General features: G+C 67.8%; 17 protein-coding genes. 9 read left to right on the plus strand and 8 right to left on the minus strand.

Features of this window, described 5'->3' with window-relative positions:
• Nucleotides 1–77 precede the first annotated feature (77 nt).
• From POS15_RS18520 to POS15_RS18535, 4 genes are read right to left on the minus strand one after another with little or no spacing between them, the layout of a single operon-like run.
• On the minus strand, nt 78–974 hold the full coding sequence (locus tag POS15_RS18520; protein ID WP_284128628.1) for an epimerase: 897 nt from the start codon (nt 972–974) through the stop codon (nt 78–80).
• A 5-nt stretch (nt 975–979) separates the two neighbouring features.
• Entirely contained in the window at nt 980–1,918 is a 939-nt protein-coding gene (gene panE / locus POS15_RS18525) for a 2-dehydropantoate 2-reductase (protein WP_019185460.1), read from the minus strand.
• Nucleotides 1,918–2,718 (minus strand): ABC transporter permease, encoded by an 801-nt coding sequence (locus tag POS15_RS18530; protein ID WP_019185458.1) that lies wholly within the window; start codon nt 2,716–2,718, stop codon nt 1,918–1,920. The genes panE and POS15_RS18530 overlap by 1 nt, the downstream gene beginning before the upstream one ends.
• Complete coding sequence (locus tag POS15_RS18535; RefSeq protein WP_026070140.1) at nt 2,715–3,674, minus strand: ABC transporter ATP-binding protein; 960 nt, start codon at nt 3,672–3,674, stop codon at nt 2,715–2,717. Before POS15_RS18535 ends, POS15_RS18530 begins: the two co-directional genes overlap by 4 nt.
• 104 nt (nt 3,675–3,778) lie before the next feature.
• Between POS15_RS18535 and POS15_RS18540 the strand changes: the two genes are divergently transcribed.
• A complete protein-coding gene (locus tag POS15_RS18540; protein ID WP_019185456.1) occupies nt 3,779–4,528 on the plus strand; it encodes a ferredoxin--NADP reductase in 750 nt (249 codons plus the stop codon).
• 87 nt (nt 4,529–4,615) lie between these two features.
• On the opposite strand, the gene POS15_RS18545 is transcribed toward POS15_RS18540, so the two are convergent.
• A complete protein-coding gene (locus POS15_RS18545; protein ID WP_026070139.1) occupies nt 4,616–5,785 on the minus strand; it encodes a lytic polysaccharide monooxygenase in 1,170 nt (389 codons plus the stop codon).
• 269 nt (nt 5,786–6,054) lie between these two features.
• Here POS15_RS18545 and POS15_RS18550 point away from each other — a divergent pair, with 269 nt between their 5' ends.
• The 4 genes from POS15_RS18550 to POS15_RS18565 all read left to right on the plus strand — a co-directional run bounded on the left by POS15_RS18550 (nt 6,055) and on the right by POS15_RS18565 (nt 10,820).
• The gene (locus POS15_RS18550; RefSeq protein WP_019185454.1) at nt 6,055–7,224 is read left to right on the plus strand and encodes a GGDEF domain-containing protein; all 1,170 of its coding nucleotides are present in this window, start codon (nt 6,055–6,057) and stop codon (nt 7,222–7,224) included.
• Between the two features lie 116 nt (nt 7,225–7,340).
• Complete coding sequence (locus POS15_RS18555) at nt 7,341–8,858, plus strand: alpha/beta hydrolase (RefSeq protein WP_284128629.1); 1,518 nt, start codon at nt 7,341–7,343, stop codon at nt 8,856–8,858.
• A 34-nt stretch (nt 8,859–8,892) separates the two neighbouring features.
• Nucleotides 8,893–9,639 (plus strand): ATP-binding cassette domain-containing protein, encoded by a 747-nt coding sequence (locus POS15_RS18560; RefSeq protein WP_046273991.1) that lies wholly within the window; start codon nt 8,893–8,895, stop codon nt 9,637–9,639.
• A complete protein-coding gene (locus POS15_RS18565) occupies nt 9,636–10,820 on the plus strand; it encodes an ABC transporter permease (RefSeq protein WP_046273992.1) in 1,185 nt (394 codons plus the stop codon). The genes POS15_RS18560 and POS15_RS18565 overlap by 4 nt, the downstream gene beginning before the upstream one ends.
• A gap of 182 nt (nt 10,821–11,002) precedes the next feature.
• Here POS15_RS18565 and POS15_RS18570 read toward each other — a convergent pair whose 3' ends face one another.
• The 3 genes from POS15_RS18570 to POS15_RS18580 form a co-directional block, all read right to left on the minus strand.
• The gene (locus tag POS15_RS18570; protein WP_080114899.1) at nt 11,003–12,235 is read right to left on the minus strand and encodes an MFS transporter; all 1,233 of its coding nucleotides are present in this window, start codon (nt 12,233–12,235) and stop codon (nt 11,003–11,005) included.
• Nucleotides 12,236–12,465: 230 nt separating this feature from the next.
• Nucleotides 12,466–13,467, minus strand: a complete 1,002-nt coding sequence (locus POS15_RS18575) for an energy transducer TonB (protein WP_019185449.1) — start codon at nt 13,465–13,467, stop codon at nt 12,466–12,468.
• A 187-nt stretch (nt 13,468–13,654) separates the two neighbouring features.
• Nucleotides 13,655–14,290: a TIGR00645 family protein gene (locus POS15_RS18580; RefSeq protein WP_019185448.1), complete on the minus strand. Its 636-nt coding sequence runs from the start codon at nt 14,288–14,290 to the stop codon at nt 13,655–13,657.
• Between the two features lie 106 nt (nt 14,291–14,396).
• On the opposite strand from POS15_RS18580, the gene POS15_RS18585 reads away from it, so the two are divergent.
• The 4 genes from POS15_RS18585 to POS15_RS18600 all read left to right on the plus strand — a co-directional run bounded on the left by POS15_RS18585 (nt 14,397) and on the right by POS15_RS18600 (nt 19,914).
• Nucleotides 14,397–15,086: a glutathione binding-like protein gene (locus tag POS15_RS18585; protein ID WP_019185447.1), complete on the plus strand. Its 690-nt coding sequence runs from the start codon at nt 14,397–14,399 to the stop codon at nt 15,084–15,086.
• A gap of 159 nt (nt 15,087–15,245) precedes the next feature.
• Nucleotides 15,246–17,474: a S9 family peptidase gene (locus tag POS15_RS18590; protein WP_019185446.1), complete on the plus strand. Its 2,229-nt coding sequence runs from the start codon at nt 15,246–15,248 to the stop codon at nt 17,472–17,474.
• 39 nt (nt 17,475–17,513) lie between these two features.
• Nucleotides 17,514–18,023, plus strand: coding sequence for a cytochrome c oxidase assembly factor Coa1 family protein (locus POS15_RS18595; RefSeq protein ID WP_046273032.1), 510 nt, complete (start codon nt 17,514–17,516; stop codon nt 18,021–18,023).
• A 79-nt stretch (nt 18,024–18,102) separates the two neighbouring features.
• Nucleotides 18,103–19,914 (plus strand): DUF885 domain-containing protein, encoded by a 1,812-nt coding sequence (locus POS15_RS18600; RefSeq protein ID WP_019185444.1) that lies wholly within the window; start codon nt 18,103–18,105, stop codon nt 19,912–19,914.
• The last annotated feature ends 36 nt before the right edge of the window (nt 19,915–19,950 follow it).

The raw sequence follows: 19,950 nt of genomic DNA on the forward strand, positions 1-19,950 counted from the left end.
GGTAGGTACCGACCGTTGGTCGGTACGCGTGTCAGACCCCGCATTGGTACGCCGCACCCACGACCGACGGTCGTGGGCTAGCGCAGGGCAGGGCGACCGTCGCCGTGGGCCCACGCATCGTCCAGTCCTTCGCGGTACGTGGTGAAGCGTGGCTGCCACTGCAATGCCGCGCGCGTGACGCGGCCGTCGATGCGCTTGTTGCTGGCGTAGAAGCGGCGCAGTGAGGCGGCCACCTCGGGTGCGTCCCACGCCTGCACGACGGGCAGCGGCAGTCCACTCAGCGCCGCGGCGTAGGCCGCCACGTCCTGTGGCGGCGCCGGTTCGTCATCGCTCAGCAGATGCAGCGCATCGCGTGCAGGCCGCTGCATCGCAGCCTGCACGCCGCTGGCCAGGTCCGCCACGTGCAGCCGGTTGAATACCAGCCCCGGCCGCACCACCTGCCTCGCCTTGCCCTGCGCCAACTGCACCAGCGCATTGCGCCCGCGCCCATACAGGCCCGGCAGCCGGAACACCGCCGAGGCAATGCCACGCGCCTGCGCGAATGCCTGCCACTGCTGTTCCGCGCGCAGGCGCTTCAGGGCGGTCTCATCGGTCGCATCGGCGGCAGACGTCTCGTTGACCCAACCGCCTTCGCGGTCGGCGTAGACCGCGGTGGAGGAGAGATAGCCGACCCAGCGCAGTGCAGGGCTGTCGCCCAGCGCATCGATGAGCAGGCGCAAGGCCGGGTCGCCGTCTGCATCCGGTGGCACGGAGCAGACGATGGCCTCGGCCGTGCGGATCGCCTCGCGCAGGCCCGCGCTGATCGGTTCGCCTGCAACCAGACGGTGGCGGAGCAGCCCATCCGCCGGCGCACTGGCGGGATCGCGTACGGTGCCGCTGCAGGCCACCCCGTTCGAGTGCAGCAGCGCGGCCAGATGCCGGGCGCTATAGCCCAGGCCCAGCACCAGCACATGGGACGGCAGCGCGGCAGGCATGGCGCTCAGGCGCTGCGCTGCTGCTGGTAGGCCTGCAGGTGCGCATAGGCCACGGCCAGCAGCGGTGCGGCCTGGCCGGCCGCCCGTGCCCGTACCAGCATGTCGCCGACGATATGCTCGGCCTCGACCTGTTGGCCGGCCTCCAGATCGCGCAGCATCGACGCCTTCAACGCCGAGCCGGACTGGGTGGTCGCGGCCAGCGCGATCTCCCGCGCCTTGGCCGGGATCGGCTCGCCGGCCGCCTCGGCCACCGCCAGGCACTCCTCGTACAGGCCCCGCACGATCGCCGCACCGTCATCGGTGGCCACGATCGTGCCGACATCGGCGCGCATCAGGCAGGTCGCCGCCGCCAGCGTGGTCAGGAAGGTGTATTTGATCCACTGCTCCTGCCCGATCGCATCGGTGGCGACGTGGTCCACGCCCGCCTGCACGCAGGCCGCCGCCAGCGCCAGCACGCGCGCGCTGCTGCCGGTGCCGTCGCGCTCGCCGAAGGTCAGCTTGGCCGCCGGCGCCAGATGCACCACCGCGCCGTCGCTGGCCTTGGTCGCGCTGATGAAGCACAGCCCGCCCAGCACTGCGTCGCGGCCGAAGCGTGCGTCGAGATCGGCGTAATGCCGCAGCCCGTTGAGGATCGGCAGCACCGTGGTACGCGGGCCCATCGCCGGGGCGATCGCCTCGATCGAGCTGGCCAGGTCGTAGGCCTTGCAGCTCAGGATCACCAGGTCGAAGGGCTCAGCGCTCGCCAGCGCAGGCAGCGCCTCGGCGGTGACGTGCTTGACCGGGAAGGTTGCATCGCCCAGCGGGCTGCGGATCACCAGCCCTTCGCCCGCCAGCTGGGCCGCACGCGCCGGGCGCACCAGGAAGGTCACGTCCACGCCGGCCTGGGCCAGGCGACCACCGAAGTACCCGCCGGTCCCGCCGGCGCCGAGGATCAGGATACGCATCAGCTCCGCATCCCCACGCCCCGCTTCAGCAGCCACAGCGCCAGCGCCGTCAGCGCCACCACGAAGCCGATCATCAGCGCATAGGCCACCCACAGCGGCACATCGCTGGTGCCCAGCAGGCCGTAGCGGAACGCGTTGACCATGTAGAAGATCGGATTGGCATGCGTGGCCGCTTCGGCCCAGGTCGGCAGCAGCTTCACCGAATAGAACACGCCGCCCAGGTAGGTCAGCGGGGTCAGGATGAAGGTCGGCACGATCGCCACGTCATCGAACTTCTTGGCGTACACCGCGTTGATGAAGCCGGCCAGTGAGAAGATCGTCGCGCCCAGCAGCACCGTGGTCAGCGTCACCAGCGGATGCGGAATGCGCACCGGGGTGAAGAACATGGCGATGATCAACACGATCACGCCGACCATCAGGCCACGCAGCACCGCGCCTGACACATAGCCCCACAGGATCACCCAGTTGGGCATCGGGCTGACCAGCAGCTCTTCCACGTGGCGGCCGAACTTGGCGCCGAAGAACGACGAGCTGATGTTGCCGTAGCTGTTCTGGATCACGCTCATCATCACCAGGCCCGGCACGATGAACTGCATGTAGCTGTAGCCGCCCATCTCGCCCACGCGCGAGCCGATCAGGCCGCCGAAGATCAGGAAGTACAGGGTCATGGTGATCGCCGGCGGCACCAGGGTCTGGCCCCAGATGCGCAGGATGCGCGCCACTTCGCGGCGCACGATGGTCATCAGTGCGATGCGGTTGCGCTGGCCGTCGGTCAGGACCGGGGTCGGGGTGCTGCTCATGCCACGTTCTCCTGGTTGCCGGTGAGGCGCACGAACAGCTCCTCCAGGCGGTTGCTCTTGGTGCGCATCGAACGCACGCGGATACCGGCGGCGTTCAAGGCGTCAAACACACGGTTGAGGTCCATTGCGCGCGGCATGTCCACGTCCAGCGTGTGGCTGTCGGTGGCGATCAGGATCGCGCCTTCGATCTCCGGCAGCTGGGCCGGCAGGCTGCCGTCGATGTCGAACAGGAAGCCCTCCACGTCCAGCTTGGCCAGCAGTTCGCGCATCGGGCCCTGGGTGACGATCTGGCCGTGGTTGATGATGGCCAGGTTCCGGCACAGGTGCTCGGCTTCTTCCAGGTAATGCGTGGTGAGGATGATCGTGGTGCCGGCGGCGTTGATCTCCTTGAGCACCCGCCACATGTCGCGGCGGATCTCGATGTCCACCCCGGCGGTCGGTTCATCCAGGATCAGCAGCCGCGGGCGGGTCATCATCGCGCGGGCGATCATCAGGCGGCGCTTCATGCCCCCGGACAGGGTGCGGCTCATCACCTGCGCCTTGTCCCACAGGTGGGCGCGCTTGAGCTCCTCTTCGGCCATCTTCTCGGCCTCGGCACGGGCCACGCCATAGAAGCCGGCGTAGTTGACCAGGATGTCGAAGGGCTTTTCGAACAGGTTGAAGTTGATTTCCTGGGGGACCAGGCCGATCAGGCGCATGGTGGCGCTGCGGTGGCGCACCAGGTCGCTGCCGAAGACCTCGACCTGGCCTTCGCTGAGGTTCACCAGCGAGCTGATGATGCCGATCAGGGTCGACTTGCCGGCGCCGTTGGGGCCGAGCAGGGCGAAGAAGTCGCCCGGGGCCACGTCCAGCGAGACGCCCTTCAGCGCCTGGGTGCCGTTGTCATAGGTTTTGCGGAGGTCACGCACCCGCAGGGCGGGCACGGCGGTGGGCGCGGAAGTGTTCTGGGAAGCCAAGCTCTTGCCTTCGCGCCTATGGGCTGGCGCTGGATAGGGGCGGGGAGCGGCTATTATAGAAGACCCCGAGGGCTTGCCCCGGCTACACACTGTCCCGAAAAGTCGTGCCTGCTCAATTCCCCCTCAAACTGGTCGACCGGCGCATGCTGGCCCCGACCGTCGGCCATTACCAGTTCCTGCGTGATGACGGCCAGCCGCTGGATTTCCAGCCCGGTCAGTTCATCCAGGTCCATTTCGAGTACGCCGACGGCACCGCTACCAAGCGCAGCTATTCGCTGGCGACCATTCATGATCACGCCCTCGGCGCGGGCGATGCGGTCGATATCGCGGTCAGCTTCGTCCCTGGCGGCGCCGCCACCTCCCTCTTCGAGGGCCTGGACATCGGCGGCCACGTCAGCGCCAGCGGTCCGTTCGGCCGGTTCTGCCTGCAGCCGGGCGACCACAACGCCCGCTACCTGCTGATCGCCACCGGCACCGGGGTCACCCCGTACCGCTCGATGCTGCCGCTGCTGGCCACCGCCATGGCCGAGCGTGGCGTGGAGGTGGTCCTGCTGCAGGGTGCCCGCACGCCGGCCGAACTGCTCTACAGCGAGGACTTCTATGCCTTCGCGGCCGCCCACCCGGGTTTCCGCTACGTGCCGTGCCTGTCCCGCGAGCTGCCGGAGAACCCGCATCCGGACGTGCGCCACGGCTACGTGCAGCAGCATCTGGCCGAGTTCGCCCCGAGCGCGGCCACCGACATCGCCTACCTGTGCGGCAACCCGGACATGGTCGATGCGACCTTCGAGACGTTGAAAGAGGCCGGCCTGCCCACGCCGCAGGTGCGCCGCGAGAAGTACGTCAGCAGCAAATGACCGCGCCCGGCGGCTGCACCGCATGGCGCGGCCGCCCAGCGCTGCCCGGGATGAAGGCCGCGCCCTCACCCCGGGTGCCGTCATGGCTCAGTACGGAATCCAGGCATCGCGCCAGGCCGAGCCGGTGCCCGGGCGGTACGCGTGCGCATTGATGTTGCACCAGGCGCCTTCCGGGAACGGGCGGCAGGCATAGAGCTTGCCATCGGTGCCCTTGACCACGGTCTGGCCCGGCACGTAGCTGCCGATGCCGGCCGGATAGACATGGTCGTAGTCACCGACCGGCGGCGGATCGATGTTCGGCAGGCGCACGTCAAGCTGATGGCTCAACCCGCGCTGCAGGTACACGCGGTTGGCGGTGGCCGAGGCGACCGGGGTGATGACCCCGTTGCGCATCACACCGATCCGGGCCCGGCTGGCGCTGGCGTTGACCCGGCGGGCCAGCTGCAGCGGCCACTGCGCTGCCGAGGTCTGGCCGGCGGCCAGGGTGGTCTTGATGCGCTCGGCATCGCTGCCGTTGGCCTTGAACACGCGCAGTTCCAGTTCGCTGCCAACCGGCAGGTCCCCCCGGGCGGTCAATGCGCCGGCATCCAGCCAGACCGGCGGGGTGCCGCTGCCGCCGCCCTCGAACTTCACGTCCATGCAGGTGTAGAAGGCTTCGGCCGAATCCGAGCGCTGCCACGTGTTGTAGATGATGTGCGGACCGGTGCGCTTGGGCAGCGGGCAGTCCAGCTTGTAGGTGCCATCGGCCGACAACGGCGTATTGCCCAGGGTGCAGAACGCTTCCAGGTCGCCCCAGCGCAGCGCGGTGCCCGGCTGCCAACCCTCGCGGGTGACGTAGAACTTCCACTCGCGGGTAGCGTGCGGGGCCGGTGCCTTGAACTCGAAGGTGTAGCGGCCGTTGGCGTCGCCGTGGATCGGGGTGGCCTGCCAGTCGTCGCGGGCCAGGTCCAGGCCGCGGAAGGTCGGGTTGTTGCCGCTGCACAGCTTGCCATCGGGCACCACGGCCTGGTGGTTGCCGTTGGCGGCGGCCTGGTTGATACCCATCCAGTCGTAGAACGGCTGCGGGCCGGCAACCGCCTTGGCCGCGGCGCAGGCCGGGTTGGTCGGGTTCTCGGGATTGCCCTGGAAACAGGTATAGACGCGGCTCTGCGGGGTGACCATGGTGCCGTGCGCCAGCGCGGCGCTGGAGACGGTCAGGCCACCGAGTGCGAGCGACAGCGCCAGCAGCACGTGGGGATGACGAGGGTGGTGGGACATGTGGTTTCCATCAAAGAAGGGCAGGCGTGCTCCGACCCGCGGCAGCGCGGGCGCGTGGCCACGGTGCCCGGGGGCGGTCGAAAGCAGTCGAGTCAGTCTCCGGGCGCGAAGGGCGGACCGGAATGCAACGAATCTGAAAATTCGCGGGCATCTGCGCGCTGCGTCCGGCAGATCGCCGCGCGCCTGCACCACCGCGTGTGTGCCCGGGCAGCGCCACGGCGCGGCGGGCGGTAAGATGCGCCGCGCCCCGCTTCCGCCTGGCTGACACGATGCCCCTGGATTTCCCCACCATCGCCGTGCTCGGCTTCCTGTTGTGCCTGGGCATCGCGATGGGTTTCTCGTTGCTGCTGCTGGTGCTGCGTCGGCAGCCTGCGCTTCGGCTGTGGACGGCCAGCCTGTGGATGCTGTCGGTCAGCCTGACCCTGGTCGCGCTGCGGCCGTACCTGCCCCAGGTCGCCGGCATCCTCTCGGGCAATGTTGCGGTGGCGCTGTCCGGCGTACTGATGCTGTATGGCGTAGCGCGCCATCTTGGTCATCGCCTGCCGGCGTGGCAGCCCGTGGCGTTGGCGGCCACCTACCTCGGCGCCATCGCTTTTTTCCTGGTGGTCCATCCCAGCCTGGTCATCCGGCTGCATGTGTTCAGCGTGTTCGCGGTGCTGCTCAATGGCTGGATGACGTGGCTGCTGCTGCGGCATGCACCGCCGGCGCAGCGCACCAGTTGCCGGCTGGCGGCGGCGGTGTTCGCCGCGCAGACCCTGTTGTATCTGGTGCGTCTGTTCCTGCCGGTGGCGCCGGATGCAGGCGAGGACATCATGCGCGCGGGGTCGCCGGTGTTTGCGACCTATCTGGTCGGGCTGATCCTGGAGCTGGCGCGCTGCTTCGCACTGGTGCTGCTGCTGGTGGAGCGCATGCTGGTCGACCTGCAGCGACTGGCGCGCACCGACGTGCTGACCGGCCTGCTCAACCGTGGGGCGGTGCTGGCCGACGGCGCCACCCTGCTGCACCTCAGTCGCCGCCCGGCCCGGCCGCTGGCCTTGCTGCTGCTGGACGTGGACCACTTCAAACAGATCAACGACCGCTGGGGCCATCTGGCCGGCGATGCGGTGCTGCGCCATGTCGCCGACGTACTGAGCGCCTGTGTCGCCGATCGCGAGCATCTGCTGGGCCGCTATGGCGGGGAAGAGTTCGTCCTGCTGCTGCCGGGGGCCGATCAGGCCCAGGCGCGGCAGTGCGCCGATCGCCTGCGCCAGGCGCTGCGTGAGTCGCCCGCGCGGCTCGACGGCGTGCCGGTGCCGGTGACGGCGAGCATCGGCCTGGCGATCGATCAGGGCACAGGCGACATGGCGCGCCTGCTCGGTGAAGCCGATGCCGCGCTGTACCGGGCCAAGGCCGACGGCCGCGACCGCACCATGAGCGCGGTGGCCTTGACGGTGCAGTGAGGTGTACGGCGACGCCGCCGCCTTCCCCGGCACGGGGCCAGCCGTGTAAGTTGGGTCACATCGGCCACGCCCACGCGTCGTGGTGGCATGATCTTCAACAAGGGGAAGTACGGAAGATGTCTACACACCACCTGAGGCTGGCCGGTGCGCTGGTCGCCGCCCTGTGTGCCGGCTGTGCGCCCGTACCGGACGATGCATCCGGCGCCGCCGCCGCTCAACGCCTGTACGGCACGCTCGCGTTCCAGCCCTGCACCCTGACCAGCGCGCAGGCCAGCGCGAACGTGGAGGCACAGTGCGCCACGCTCCAGGTGCCGGAAAATCCGGCCGAACCCGACGGTCGCAGAATCGGCTTGAACATCGCCTGGCTGGAGGCCGGCAATGACGGCGCCGGCAAGGCCGATCCGGTGTTCTTCCTCGCCGGTGGCCCCGGCCAGGCCGCGACCGAGGTCGCCGCACCGGTGAACATGGCGCTGCGCGATGTGCGCAAGCAGCGCGACATCTTCCTGATCGATCAGCGCGGCACCGGCAAATCCAATCCGCTCACCTGCCTGGATGCGCAGGGCAAGGAGCTGCCGCTGGACGAGAACGCCGCGCCGAGCGCGGGCCTGATCGAAGACTATGCCCGTCGCTGCGCGCAGTCGTTGACCGGCCGCGCCGACACCCGGTTCTACACCACCACCGAGGCCATCGGCGACCTGGATACGGTGCGCAAGGCGCTGGGCGTGGACAAGATCAACATGATCGGCGGCTCCTACGGCACGCGCGTGGCGCAGCAGTACGCCGCGCATTATCCGCAGCACACCCGCACCGTCGTGATCGATGGCGTGGTGCCGAACGACCTGGTGGTCGGCGGCGATTTCGCCAACACCTTCGAAGATGCGATCACCCTGCAGTCGGCACAGTGCCGCCAGGATCCGATCTGCGCCCAGCGCTTCCCGGTCGATACCCGCACCCAGCTGCGCAACGTCATGGCCACGCTGGCCAAGGCGCCGGTGGAGGTCGAGTACCGCAATCCGGGCACCGGCCAGGCCGAACGCGATGTATTGACCGCCGATTCGGTGACCGGACTGGCCTTCATGTTCTCGTACATGCCGGAACTGTCATCGCTGCTGCCGGTGATGCTCGATGAGGCCGCGCAGGGTCGCTATGCGCCGCTGATGTCGTTGAGCAAGATGGCCAGCCGCACGCTGGGCGTGCAGATGAACCGTGGCATGCAATGGTCGGTGCTGTGCGCCGAGGATGCCGACCGCTATCAGGAAAGTGCGCAGGGTGACCGCGTGCTGGGCCCGGAAGTGGCGCGCATGTTCTTCGCGGCGTGCCCGGCGTGGAACGCCGGTTCGCGGCCGAAGGATTTCACCACGCCGTTCGCTTCGTCGCTGCCGGTGCTGCTGCTGTCGGGCCAGTTCGATCCGGTCACGCCGCCGCGCTATGCCGAGCAGGTCGTCAAGCAGCTGCCGAACGGGCGACACCTGCTGGCCAAGGGTCAGGGCCACGGCACGATCAACGCCGGCTGCATGCCGCGCATCCTCGGTCAGTTCATCGATACCGCCGATGCCAAGTCGCTCGATGCCACCTGCCTGGACACCCTCAGCCCGGTGCCGGCGTTCACCTCGTTCAACGGATGGGCCCCATGAACCGTTCCTCCCACCGCACCGGGGAGGTGCGCGCATGATCGTCGCCGAGAACCTGCATAAAGCGTTCAAGACCAAGACCGGCCTGATCCACGCCGTCCAGAACGTCGGTTTCCAGGCCGAAGATGGCCGCATCACCGGGCTGCTCGGGCCGAACGGTGCCGGCAAGACCACCACCATGCGCATGCTGTACACGCTGATGAAGCCCGACCAGGGTCGCGTGCTGGTGGATGGCATCGACGCGGCGGTGGACCCGATCGCCGTGCGCCGCCAGTTGGCGGTGCTCCCCGATGCCCGTGGGGTCTACAAGCGCCTGACCGCGCGCGAGAACATCGCCTACTTCGGCCAGCTGCACGGCCTGAGTGCCGCGCGGATCCGCGAGCGCACCAAGGTGTTGTCCACGGCGCTGGAGATGGAGGACATCCTCGACCGCCAGACCGAAGGGTTCTCGCAGGGCCAGCGTACCAAGACCGCGATCGCCCGCGCCCTGGTGCACGACCCGCGCAACGTGATCCTGGATGAGCCCACCAACGGGCTGGACGTGATGACCACGCGCGCGCTGCGCGGCTTCCTGCGCGGGCTGCGCGACGAGGGGCGCTGCGTGATCTTCTCCAGCCACATCATGCAGGAGGTGGCCGCACTGTGTGACCACGTGGTGATCATCGCGCAGGGCACGGTGATGGCCGCCGGCAGCGCCGATGAGCTGCGCGCACAGACCGGGGAAAGCAACCTGGAAGATGCCTTCGTCAAGGCGATCGGTACCGAAGAAGGATTGCACGCATGAGTTCGTTCGCCACGCTGTTGACCGTGATGCGCAAGGAACTGCGCGATCTCTCCCGCGACCGCCGCACCCTCGCGCTGACCCTGCTGCTGGGACCGCTGCTGTATCCCGTGCTGATTCTCGGCATGAGCAAGCTGGCCGAAAGCCGGGTCAAGACGCAGATCGAGCAGCCGCTGGAAATACCGATGATCGGCGGCGAGCATGCCCCCAATCTGGTGCGTTTCCTGGCATCGCAGGGTCTCAATGCGACCGAGGCACCGAAGGACCTCACCGAAGCGATCCGAAGCCAGCGCATTGATGTGGCGCTGCGCATCAGCCCGGAATTCGGCAAGGACTGGGCCGACGGCCGCCCGGCGCTGGTGGAGATCATCAAGGACAGCACCCGCCGCGCTGCCGATATTCCCAGCAGCCGTCTGGAAGCGGCCTTGGGTGGCTACAGCCAGCAGGTCGGTGCTCTGCGCCTGCTGGCGCGCGGGATCGATGCACAGGTAGCGCGCCCGCTGGACGTCGCCGCGCAGGACCTGGCGACCGCCGAAGCCAAGCGCGGGATGATGCTCTCGGTGCTGTTGCCGATCCTGCTCACCATCACCTCGTTCCTGGGCGGTGCCTACCTGGTGATGGATACCACGGCCGGCGAACGTGAGCGGCAATCGCTGGAGCCGCTGCTCGCCACCCCCGCACCGCGCAGCGCGATCGTCAGCGGCAAGATCGCTGCGGCCTGTGCCGTGGGTGTCGCATCGCTGCTGCTGACCCTGGCGGCCTTCAAGATCAGCGCGCAGCTGTCCTCCGGCGGGGTAGGCCGGCAGCTCAACATGGGCTTCCTGCCGATGCTGCAGATGCTGCTGATCATGCTGCCGATGCTGTTCATCGGCACCTCGCTGCTGACCTTCCTGTCGGCGGCGGCCAAGAGCATGAAGGAAGCCCAGAGCCACATGACCTGGCTGATGCTGCTGCCGATGCTGCCGGGTTACGCGCTGATGGTGTACCCGATCAAGAGTGAGCTGTGGCAGTTCGCGGTGCCGTTCCTGGCGCAGAACCAGATGCTGCTCAAGATCATCCGCCACGAAACGATCAGCGCGCAGATGTGGGCGGTGTACCTGGGCGCGGGCTTCGGTCTGGCGGCGCTGTTCTGGTATGCCGCGGTGCGTCGCTACCATCAGGAACGGTTGGCGATTTCGGGCTGACGGCAGGCGGGCAGGACGCCGAAAGGCGTTCTGCCTAGCGACCGACGAGCGCGAGGCGCGGTAGGGAAGGGCACTCCGGGAGATGAAAGCAATGCTCCCTGAGGGGCGGTCCAATAGCGGTTCATCCAACGTCATGCTGCGATGAACCGCTTCCCTGCACGAAGAGGAGCGCGGGGCTCCGCTCAGGGGTCAGGACGTTCCGCTCGATCCGGCGAGACAAAATAGATCCAACAGGCCATCAGGCAGGCCGTGGCGGAGAACGCCATGACCGAGACGTAGCTCCAGCGGATGGAAATGTACGGCGCTGCCGCACCCAGCAGAAGATAGGTCGCCAGGATCAACACGCTGGAGGCGGCATTTCCGGCTGCTTGAACACGCCCCTGCATGGCGGGGTCGGTCAGCTCCTGGGCAGCCGTTGTCACCACCGGCCAGGTGGCCAGTCCACCCCCGATGAGGAAGTACAGGAGCAGGGCACTGACGAAGGACTCCGCCATCGCGAACAGCGCAAAACAGATGGTCATCGCCAACGTGGCCATGACCAGTGCCGGACCGTAGCCCCAACGTTGCGCCGAGGCCGGAAGAATCAACGCGCCCACCACAACGCCCAGGGACAGTGCCGCTTCGATGGCACCAAACTCGCCGGCGCTGAGATTCAGGACCACCTTGGCGAAGGGGGCCAGCAGAATGCTCGTCGTCATCAACGTGACGTACATCAGCGCCTGCACGCTGTACATGAGCAGCAGGCGACGATGGCTGAGGAGATAGCGCAGCCCCTGCACAAATGCGGCGTGCCGCGTCACGTCACGGGTCGGGCTGATCCCGGCGTCATCGCCCAGCCTGACGCCGATCAGGCACATCAACGCCAATCCAAAGAGGCCCGCAGTCACCACCAGCACCACGGGAAGCGGCGCCAGCATCAGCAGCGCTCCGCTGACCGGCATGCCGATGATGAAGCCGATTTCGAAGGCCACATCCACCGCTGCATTGGCGTCCAACAGGTGCTTGGCGGGCACGAGGTCGCGCACCATCGCCAGCAGCGCCGGTGTATACAGCGCGGCGCAGGTCCCCATGCAGAAACCGAGCACAAGCAGCGCGGGTATACCGGGGTAGCGTGCATAAATGGCTGCGGCCACCAGCAGGACCACGATCCGCACCGCCTTGGTGATCATGACCACGTACCGTCGATCGTATCGATCCACCCATGCACCAATGGCCGGTGCGAAGATGAGCGAGGGAATCCAGTAGCAGGTCATCAGCCATGCCAGTGCGGACACCGAGGCCTGTTGACCCACGACCGTCCAGGACATGGCAAGCAGGATCATGCCTGCGCCGATGTTGGCAAGCAGGCAGCTCAGCACCACGCGCCGCACCGAAGGGATCTTCAGCAGCTCAAGGCGCCGGGCCAAGTGACTCACGTGGGTGGCCTGTGGGCTGCCGCGGCGTGTATGGCCCCGGTTTTTTCAAGAACAGCGATGTCCATGCGAGGACATGCTGCTACAGATTGTTCACGCCGTTAAGAGGCATTGCTGACAGCCTCTCTGAAAAACATGTCGTGAGCCATGAGCGAAAGGCAATACTGCGCGCGGTGTAAAGCAAAAAGGCCCGGATCACTCCGGGCCTTTCGTCCTCCCACCTTACGCTGCGATCAACCGCCTTCCGGCGCGAAGGCAAGCGTGCGGCGCGTGGTGACCGGGGCGCCGACCGGCTCGAACTTCCAACGCTTGACGGCGTTGAGCGCTTCGCGGTCGAACACGCGCGCCGGGGTGGCGCGCAGCACGCGGGCGGCGGTCACCGAACCGTCGGTGCCGACGGTGAGCTCGACCAGCACTTCGCCGGAGGTGCCCGAACGCAGCGCGTCGGCCGGGTAACGCGGGGCCGGGGTGCTGACCGGGCGCAGGCTGGGCGCCGCGGCGGCCTGGCGGGTGGCCGCGGCCTGCTGGGCGGCGGCCTGCTGCTGGCGCTGTTCGGCCTCGCGGCGGGCGGTGGCCTGACGCTCGGCATCCTGGCGGTCGGTGTCGCGGCGCGCGGCTTCCTGCTGCGCGGCGATCTGCCGCGCGGCCTCGGCTTCGGTGCTCTGCTGCTGCGCCAGGCGCTGCTGTTCAACCAGCTGCTTGGCGCGGGTCTCGGCGTCTTTCTTGACCTTGTCGGTCTCTTCCTGGGTGCGCTTGAGCGCGGTCTGCATGCTGCCGCTGATGCCTTGTTTCAGGCGCGGCAGTGCGGGGGCGGCCGGGTCGACCTTTTCGATCAGCGCAACCAGGCGCTGGGTTTCGGCGAAATCCTCGCGGCCCAGGTTCTGCTCGGCGGCGATCAGGGTATAGGGCAGCAGATCGGTCAGCGCGCTTTTGACCGAGGCGTCATCCGGGGTCTTGTCGCGCAGCGCCAGGTAGTACTCGATGGCGTTGTCGCCGGCCGGGGCGTACATGCGGTTCTCGCGCAGGGCCTTGCTGGCCAGCTCACGCAGTTCCTCGGTACCCAGCGACTGGACCTTGGCCGAGACCGCCGGTGCGGCCGGCGCAGCAGTGGGGGTGGCGGGTGCCGCAGGCGCGGCCGGTGCGGTGTCGTCCTTGCCCGAGCAGGCGGACAGGGCGACCAGCAGGATCATCGGCGCGAACAGGCGCGCCGGGCCATGAGTCTTGACGTGCGACATCCAACTCCCCTTTGAAGACGACGATGCGTAGGGCCTGATGCGGTCAGGCCGACCGAAGGCCATGGACGTTTCCCGACGTCCATGGCGGACCCGCAGGTGTGCAATCTAGCATCACCCCGCCCGGACCGGGGGCCAGGCGGTCAGGGCAGGGGGCATCCTCACCGATGCCGCCGCTGCCGGGCAAGTGTCAGTGCGACAGCGCCTTGCTCGGCGTGCCGTTCATCAGCTTGTCGGTGTAGGCGATGCCGATCGCCGAGAGGATGAAGGCGCAGTGGATGATGGTCTGCCACATCACCCCGGTCGAGGTCATGGCCGAGCACTTGAAGGCCGCTGCAGCGCCCGGGCCGATGCTGCTGATCGCCGTCTGCACCGCCAGGATGTACTCCGGGCTGTTGCACGACGGCAGCCCATCCAGATTGCCCGCCGCAATGAACGTCTTCAGCAGGTGGATCGAGGAGATACCGATGATCGACAGCGCCAGCTTCACCTTCAGCACGCTCGCGTTGACGTGGCTCAGCCATTCCGGCTGGTCGGGGTGGTTTTCCAGGCGCAGGCGCGACACGAAGGTCTCATAGCCGCCCACGATCACCATCACCAGCAGGTTGGAGATCATCACCACGTCGATCAGGCCCAGCACCAGCAGCATGATCTCCTGCTCGCCCATGGTGTTGGCCTTGTGCAGCAGGTGCCACAACTCCTTGCCGAACAGGAACACATAAACGCATTGGGCCAGGATCAGGCCCAGGTACAGCGGCAGCTGCAGCCAGCGCGAGGCGAAGATCAGGGAGGACAGGGGACTGATGGGAGTCTGGGTCGAGCTCATGCTGGGATGCTGCGTTGCGGGGACGGCGCAGCGTAACGGTCCGGCTTGACCCTGCCAAGCCGAATGACGGACTAGACTCGGTATTCCCAATCCGCGAGCCGTCGCCATGATCGACCTGTACTACTGGCCCACCCCGAATGGCCACAAAGTCACGCTGATGCTGGAGGAGACCGGCCTGCCGTACCAGATCCAGCCGGTGAACATCGGCGCCGGGGACCAGTTCACGCCCGCCTTCCTGGCGATCTCGCCCAACAACAAGATGCCAGCGCTGGTCGACCACCAGCCCACTGACGGCGGCGCCCCGCAGAGCGTGTTCGAGTCCGGCGCGATCCTGCTGTACCTGGCCGAGAAGACCGGCCGCTTCCTGCCCGCCGACAGCCGCGGCCGGGTGGCGGTGCTGGAATGGCTGTTCTGGCAGATGGCCGGGCTTGGCCCGATGAGCGGCCAGATGGGCCATTTCAACGTCTACGCGCCCGAAAAGATTCCCTATGCGATCGAGCGCTACGACAACGAAGTGCGCCGCCTGCACGGCGTGATGGACAAGCGCCTGGCGCAGACCGCCTATCTTGGCGGTGAGGCGTACAGCATCGCCGACATGGCCAGCTACCCCTGGATCGGGGCCTACGACAAGCTGCCGGTCGATTTCAGCGCCTTCCCGAATCTCAAGCGCTGGCATGACGCGATCGCTGCGCGCCCGGCCACCCAGCGGGCCTACGCCCTGCGCGAGAAGGTGAACCCGCAGGCCGGCAAGCCACTCAGCGAAGAAGAGCGCAAGCACCTGTTCGGCCAGCGCTGAGCAGCGGCGTAGTGCCGGCCGCTGGCCGGCTCCCCGGAACACTCGGCGCGGCCGGATGCCCGCCATCTCCGGCACGACCGGAACGGTTTTGGTTAGGATGAAGCGTTCCCCGTGCCGCGCCAGCGGCCGGGGACTGCCCAGACGCTGCCGGAATCCTTCATGCGCCACCTGTTTGCTTCGCTCGCCCTGATGCTCGCCTCGACCTCGATCGCCCACGCTGAAAAACTGACCCTGGATGCCATCACCGGCCCGCTGCCGTTGTCCGGCCCGACCCTGATGAAGCCCAAGGTGGCCCCGGATGGCTCGCAGGTCAGCTTCCTGCGCGGCAAGGATGCGGATCGCAACCAGCTGGACCTGTGGGCGTACGACATCGCCAGTGGGCAGACCCATCTGCTGGTCGATTCCAAGGTGGTGCTGCCGGGCGAAGAGACCCTGAGCGATGCCGAGAAGGCCCGCCGCGAGCGTCAGCGCATCGCCGCGATGACCGGCATCGTCGATTACCAGTGGTCGCCGGATGCACGCACCCTGCTGTTCCCGCTCGGCGGCGAGCTGTACCTGTACGACCTGAGCAAGCAGGGCAAGGCCGCGGTGCGCCAGCTCACCCACGGCGAAGGCTTCGCCACCGATGCCAAGCTCTCGCCGAAGGGCGGCTTCGTCAGCTTCGTGCGCGCCCGCAACCTGTGGGTGATCGACCTGGCCAGCGGCCAGCAGATCCAGCTCACCGGCGATGGCAGCGACACCATCGGCAATGGCGTGGCCGAGTTCGTGGCCGATGAGGAAATGGACCGCCACACCGGCTACTGGTGGGCGCCGGATGACTCGGCGATCGCCTTCGCCCGCATCGATGAGTCCCCGGTGCCGGTGCAGAAACGCTACGAGATGTATGCCGACCGCACCGAGATGATCGAGCAGCGCTACCCGGCCGCCGGCGACCACAACGTCACCGTGAAGCTGGCGGTGATCGCGCCGCGCCGGAACGCCGCGCCGCGCTGGATCGACCTGGGCCGCAACCCCGACATCTATCTGGCCCGCGTCGATTGGCGCGACCCGAAACACCTGACCTTCCAGCGCCAGTCGCGCGACCAGAAGACGCTCGAACTGGTCCAGACCGAGCTGGCCAGCGGCCAGCAGCGCACGCTGGTGACCGAGACCTCGCCGACCTGGGTGCCGCTGCACAACAGCCTGCGCTTCCTCAAGCAGGGCGGTTTTGTGTGGTCGTCCGAGCGCAGTGGCTTCGAGCACCTGTACCGCATCTCCGACGACGGCAAGACCGTCACCCCGCTGACCGCCGGCACCTGGCCGGTGGACGAACTGCTCGCCGTGGACGAAGACGCCGGCAAGGTCTACTTCCGCGCCGGCATGGACAGCCCGCGCGAAAGCCAGCTGTATGCCGTGTCGCTGCAGGGTGGCACGCCGCAGCGCCTCTCACAGGCGCCGGGCATGCACACCGCCAGCTTCGCGCGCAACGCCAGCGTCTACGTGGACAGCTGGTCCAACACGACCACGCCGCCGCAGATCGCACTGCACCGTGCCAACGGCGAGAAGATCGCGACCCTGGTCGAGAACAATCTTGACGACCCGGCGCATCCGTACGCGCGCTATCTCGATGCGCAGCGCCCGGTCGAGTTCGGCACCCTGACCGCCGCCGATGGCAGGACCGAACTGCACTACAGCCTGATCAAACCGACCGGTTTCGATCCGGCCAAGCGCTACCCGGTGGTGGTGTACGTCTACGGCGGCCCGGCCTCGCAGACGGTCACCAACAGCTGGCCCGGCCGTGGCGATCATCTGTTCAACCAGTACCTGGCCCAGCAGGGCTACGTGGTGTTCTCGCTGGACAACCGTGGCACCCCGCGTCGCGGCCGTGATTTCGGTGGCGCGCTGTATGGCGTGCAGGGCACGGTGGAAGTGGCCGATCAGCTGCGCGGCGTGGCCTGGCTGAAGCAGCAGGCCTGGGTCGACCCGGCACGCATCGGCGTGCAGGGCTGGTCCAACGGCGGTTACATGACCCTGATGCTGCTGGCCAAGGCCTCCGACAGCTACGCCTGCGGCGTGGCCGGTGCACCGGTGACCGACTGGGGCCTGTATGACACCCACTACACCGAGCGCTACATGAACCTGCCGGGCAACAACCCGAAGGGCTACGAAGAAGCGCGCGTGCTGGCGCACATCGACGGCCTGCGCTCGCGCCTGCTGCTGATCCACGGCATGGCCGATGACAACGTGCTGTTCACCAATTCCACGGTGTTGATGAGCGCCCTGCAGAAGCGCGGCCAGCCGTTCGAACTGATGACCTACCCCGGCGCCAAGCACGGCCTGTCGGGCAGCAATGCGCTGCACCGCTACCGCCTGGCCGAAGATTTCCTGGGGCGTTGCCTGGCGCCCTGATGCCGCGTTTCCGCCACCGGCCTGACAAGGAGTTTGCCGATGACATTGCCGCCCGCGCTTCCTGGTTCGACCGTGCCCACCGGCTGGTGGCGTCGCCACTGGCGCTGGGCGATGCCGCTGGCGGTGGTGGTCGGTATGGCGGCGGCAGCGGGCGCGGTAGGGTTCGCGCTGTCCCAGTGGGCGTACTGGAGCAAGTCCAGCACGCCCTACCAGGAAGCCATGCGCCGTGCGCGCTGCAACATCGAACTGGTGGCGGCCCTGGGTGAGCCGCTGCGCGATGGCTACCTGCCGGCCGGCTCGATGCATTCCAACGGGCAGAGCCAGTTCGTGATCGCGGTGTCCGGCCCGCAGGGCAACGGCCGCATCTTCCTCAATGCCAAGCGCGCCGGCGAGCACTGGGACTACCCGATGCTGTACGTGGTGACCGACGGCAAGGAGGCGATCGATCTGGCCGCCCTGGACGACCTCGAAGCCGCGGACAGTTGCGCGCTCGAAGAGTGCCGGGCGAAGGGGGACTGCCCGCCGGCACCGGAGGCCTTGCAGATCTGAGCGGCGCATGACCTCCGGCCAATTGCCCCGGACCCGCCAAGTGCGTAGGGTCGCAGGCATCCTGCCCTGGAGTTCCTGCATGAAGCCGCTTGTCCTCGCCGTTGCGCTTGCGCTGTCCGTTCCCGCCGCGCTGTCGGCTCCCCCGGCCCTGGCCGCGCCGGCAGCCGCCAAGCCCGCCGCTTCGCCGGCCTGGGTGACCCGCAGCAATCAGCTCGCGCAGATCCTGCTGGATGCGCAGGGCCCGTTCCAGCCGGAAGAAACCGGCTTCTTCGGCGTGCCGGGCTACGACGACAAGGTGGCCGACTTCGGCCCGGACAACGGCGCCCGCTACCGCGCGGCGATGGCCAAGGCGCGCAGTGAGCTGCAGGCCAAGCTCGCCACCGAGCGCGATCCCAATGTCCGCCAGGACCTGGCGATCATGATCGCCGCCGCCGACCAGAACATCGAAGGCAGCGAACTCAACGAGAAGTACCTGCTGCCGTGGAGCGATACCCCGCAGACCGTGTTCAGCGGCCTCAATCTGCTGCTGTCCGACCAGGTACCCGCCGAGCGCCGCGCCAGGGCGCTGGATCGTCTAAAGGCCTACGCCGGGCTTGCCCCGGGCACGCAGCCGGTGACCACGCTGTCGCGCCAGCGCTACGAAGAGCGCCTGGGCGACAAGGGCCTGCTGCAGCCGACGAAGATCGAAGTCGAGCAGTCGCTGGCCAATGTGGATACCTACATCAGCGGCATCGAGCAGTTGTTCGGCAAGTACAAGGTGGCCGGTGCCGAGCAGGCGCTGCAGACCATCGCCAGCCAGCTGCGCGAGTACCGCGACTGGACCCGCCGTGACGTGCTGCCCAAGGCCCGCACCGACGCGCGCCTGCCCGAGCCGCTGTATGCCTACCAGCTCAAGCGCGTGGGCATCGACATCGCCCCGGCGCTGCTGATGCAGCGGGCCCAGCTGGAATTCATGGAGACCCGCTCGGCGATGCGCCAGCTGGCACCGCTGGTGGTGCAGGCCAAGGGCCTGAAGGTCACCGACCCCACCGATCCGGTCGCGGTGGTGCGTGCGCTCAAGGGCGACAAGATTGCCGATGACCAGCTGGAGCACCACTACCGTGGTGTGATCGATGCGATCGACCCGATCATCCGCCGCGAGAAGATCGTCGACGTGCCGCAGCGCCCGATGCAGATGCGCCTGGGCTCGGCCGCCGAAAGCGCCGCCTCGCCGGCCCCCCACTTCCTGCCGGCGCCGCTGGTCGGCAACACCGGCCAGCAGGGCACCTTCGTGCTGCCGCTGGGCAACCCGGCGGCCGGCGACAAGGCCGCGCAGTACGACGATTTCAACTTCGGCTCAGCCGCCTGGACGCTGAGCGCGCATGAAGGCCGCCCGGGCCACGAGCTGCAGTTCACCGCGATGGTCGAGCGTGGCATCTCGCTGGCGCGCACCATGTTCGCCTTCAACTCGGTCAACGTGGAAGGCTGGGCGTTGTATGCCGAAGCGGAGATGGTGCCGTACGAGCCGCTGGACGGGCAGCTGATCGCGCTGCAGTTCCGCCTGCTGCGTGCCGCGCGCGCAATGCTGGACCCGATGCTCAACCTGGGCCAGATCGACCGTGCCAACGCCGAGCGCGTGCTGATCGACGAAGTCGGCCTGTCCAAGGCGATGGCCACCCAGGAACTGGACCGCTACATGGTGCGCATGCCCGGCCAGGCCGGCAGCTACTTCTACGGTTACACCCGCATCCTTGAGCTGCGCATGCAGACCGAGCTGGCGCTGGGCGATCGCTTCGACCGGCTGGCATTCAACAACTTCCTGCTGGACCAGGGCCTGCTGCCGCCGGACCAGCTGGCCAAGGCAGTGAACGAGGTGTTCGTGCCGAAGTACAAAGGCGCGGCCAAGCGCTGACTCGGTTCCGGTAGGTGCGGGGCGTTTCCCGCTAGG

The sequence above is a fragment of the Stenotrophomonas sp. BIO128-Bstrain genome (assembly GCF_030128875.1).
GTDB lineage: Bacteria > Pseudomonadota > Gammaproteobacteria > Xanthomonadales > Xanthomonadaceae > Stenotrophomonas > Stenotrophomonas bentonitica_A.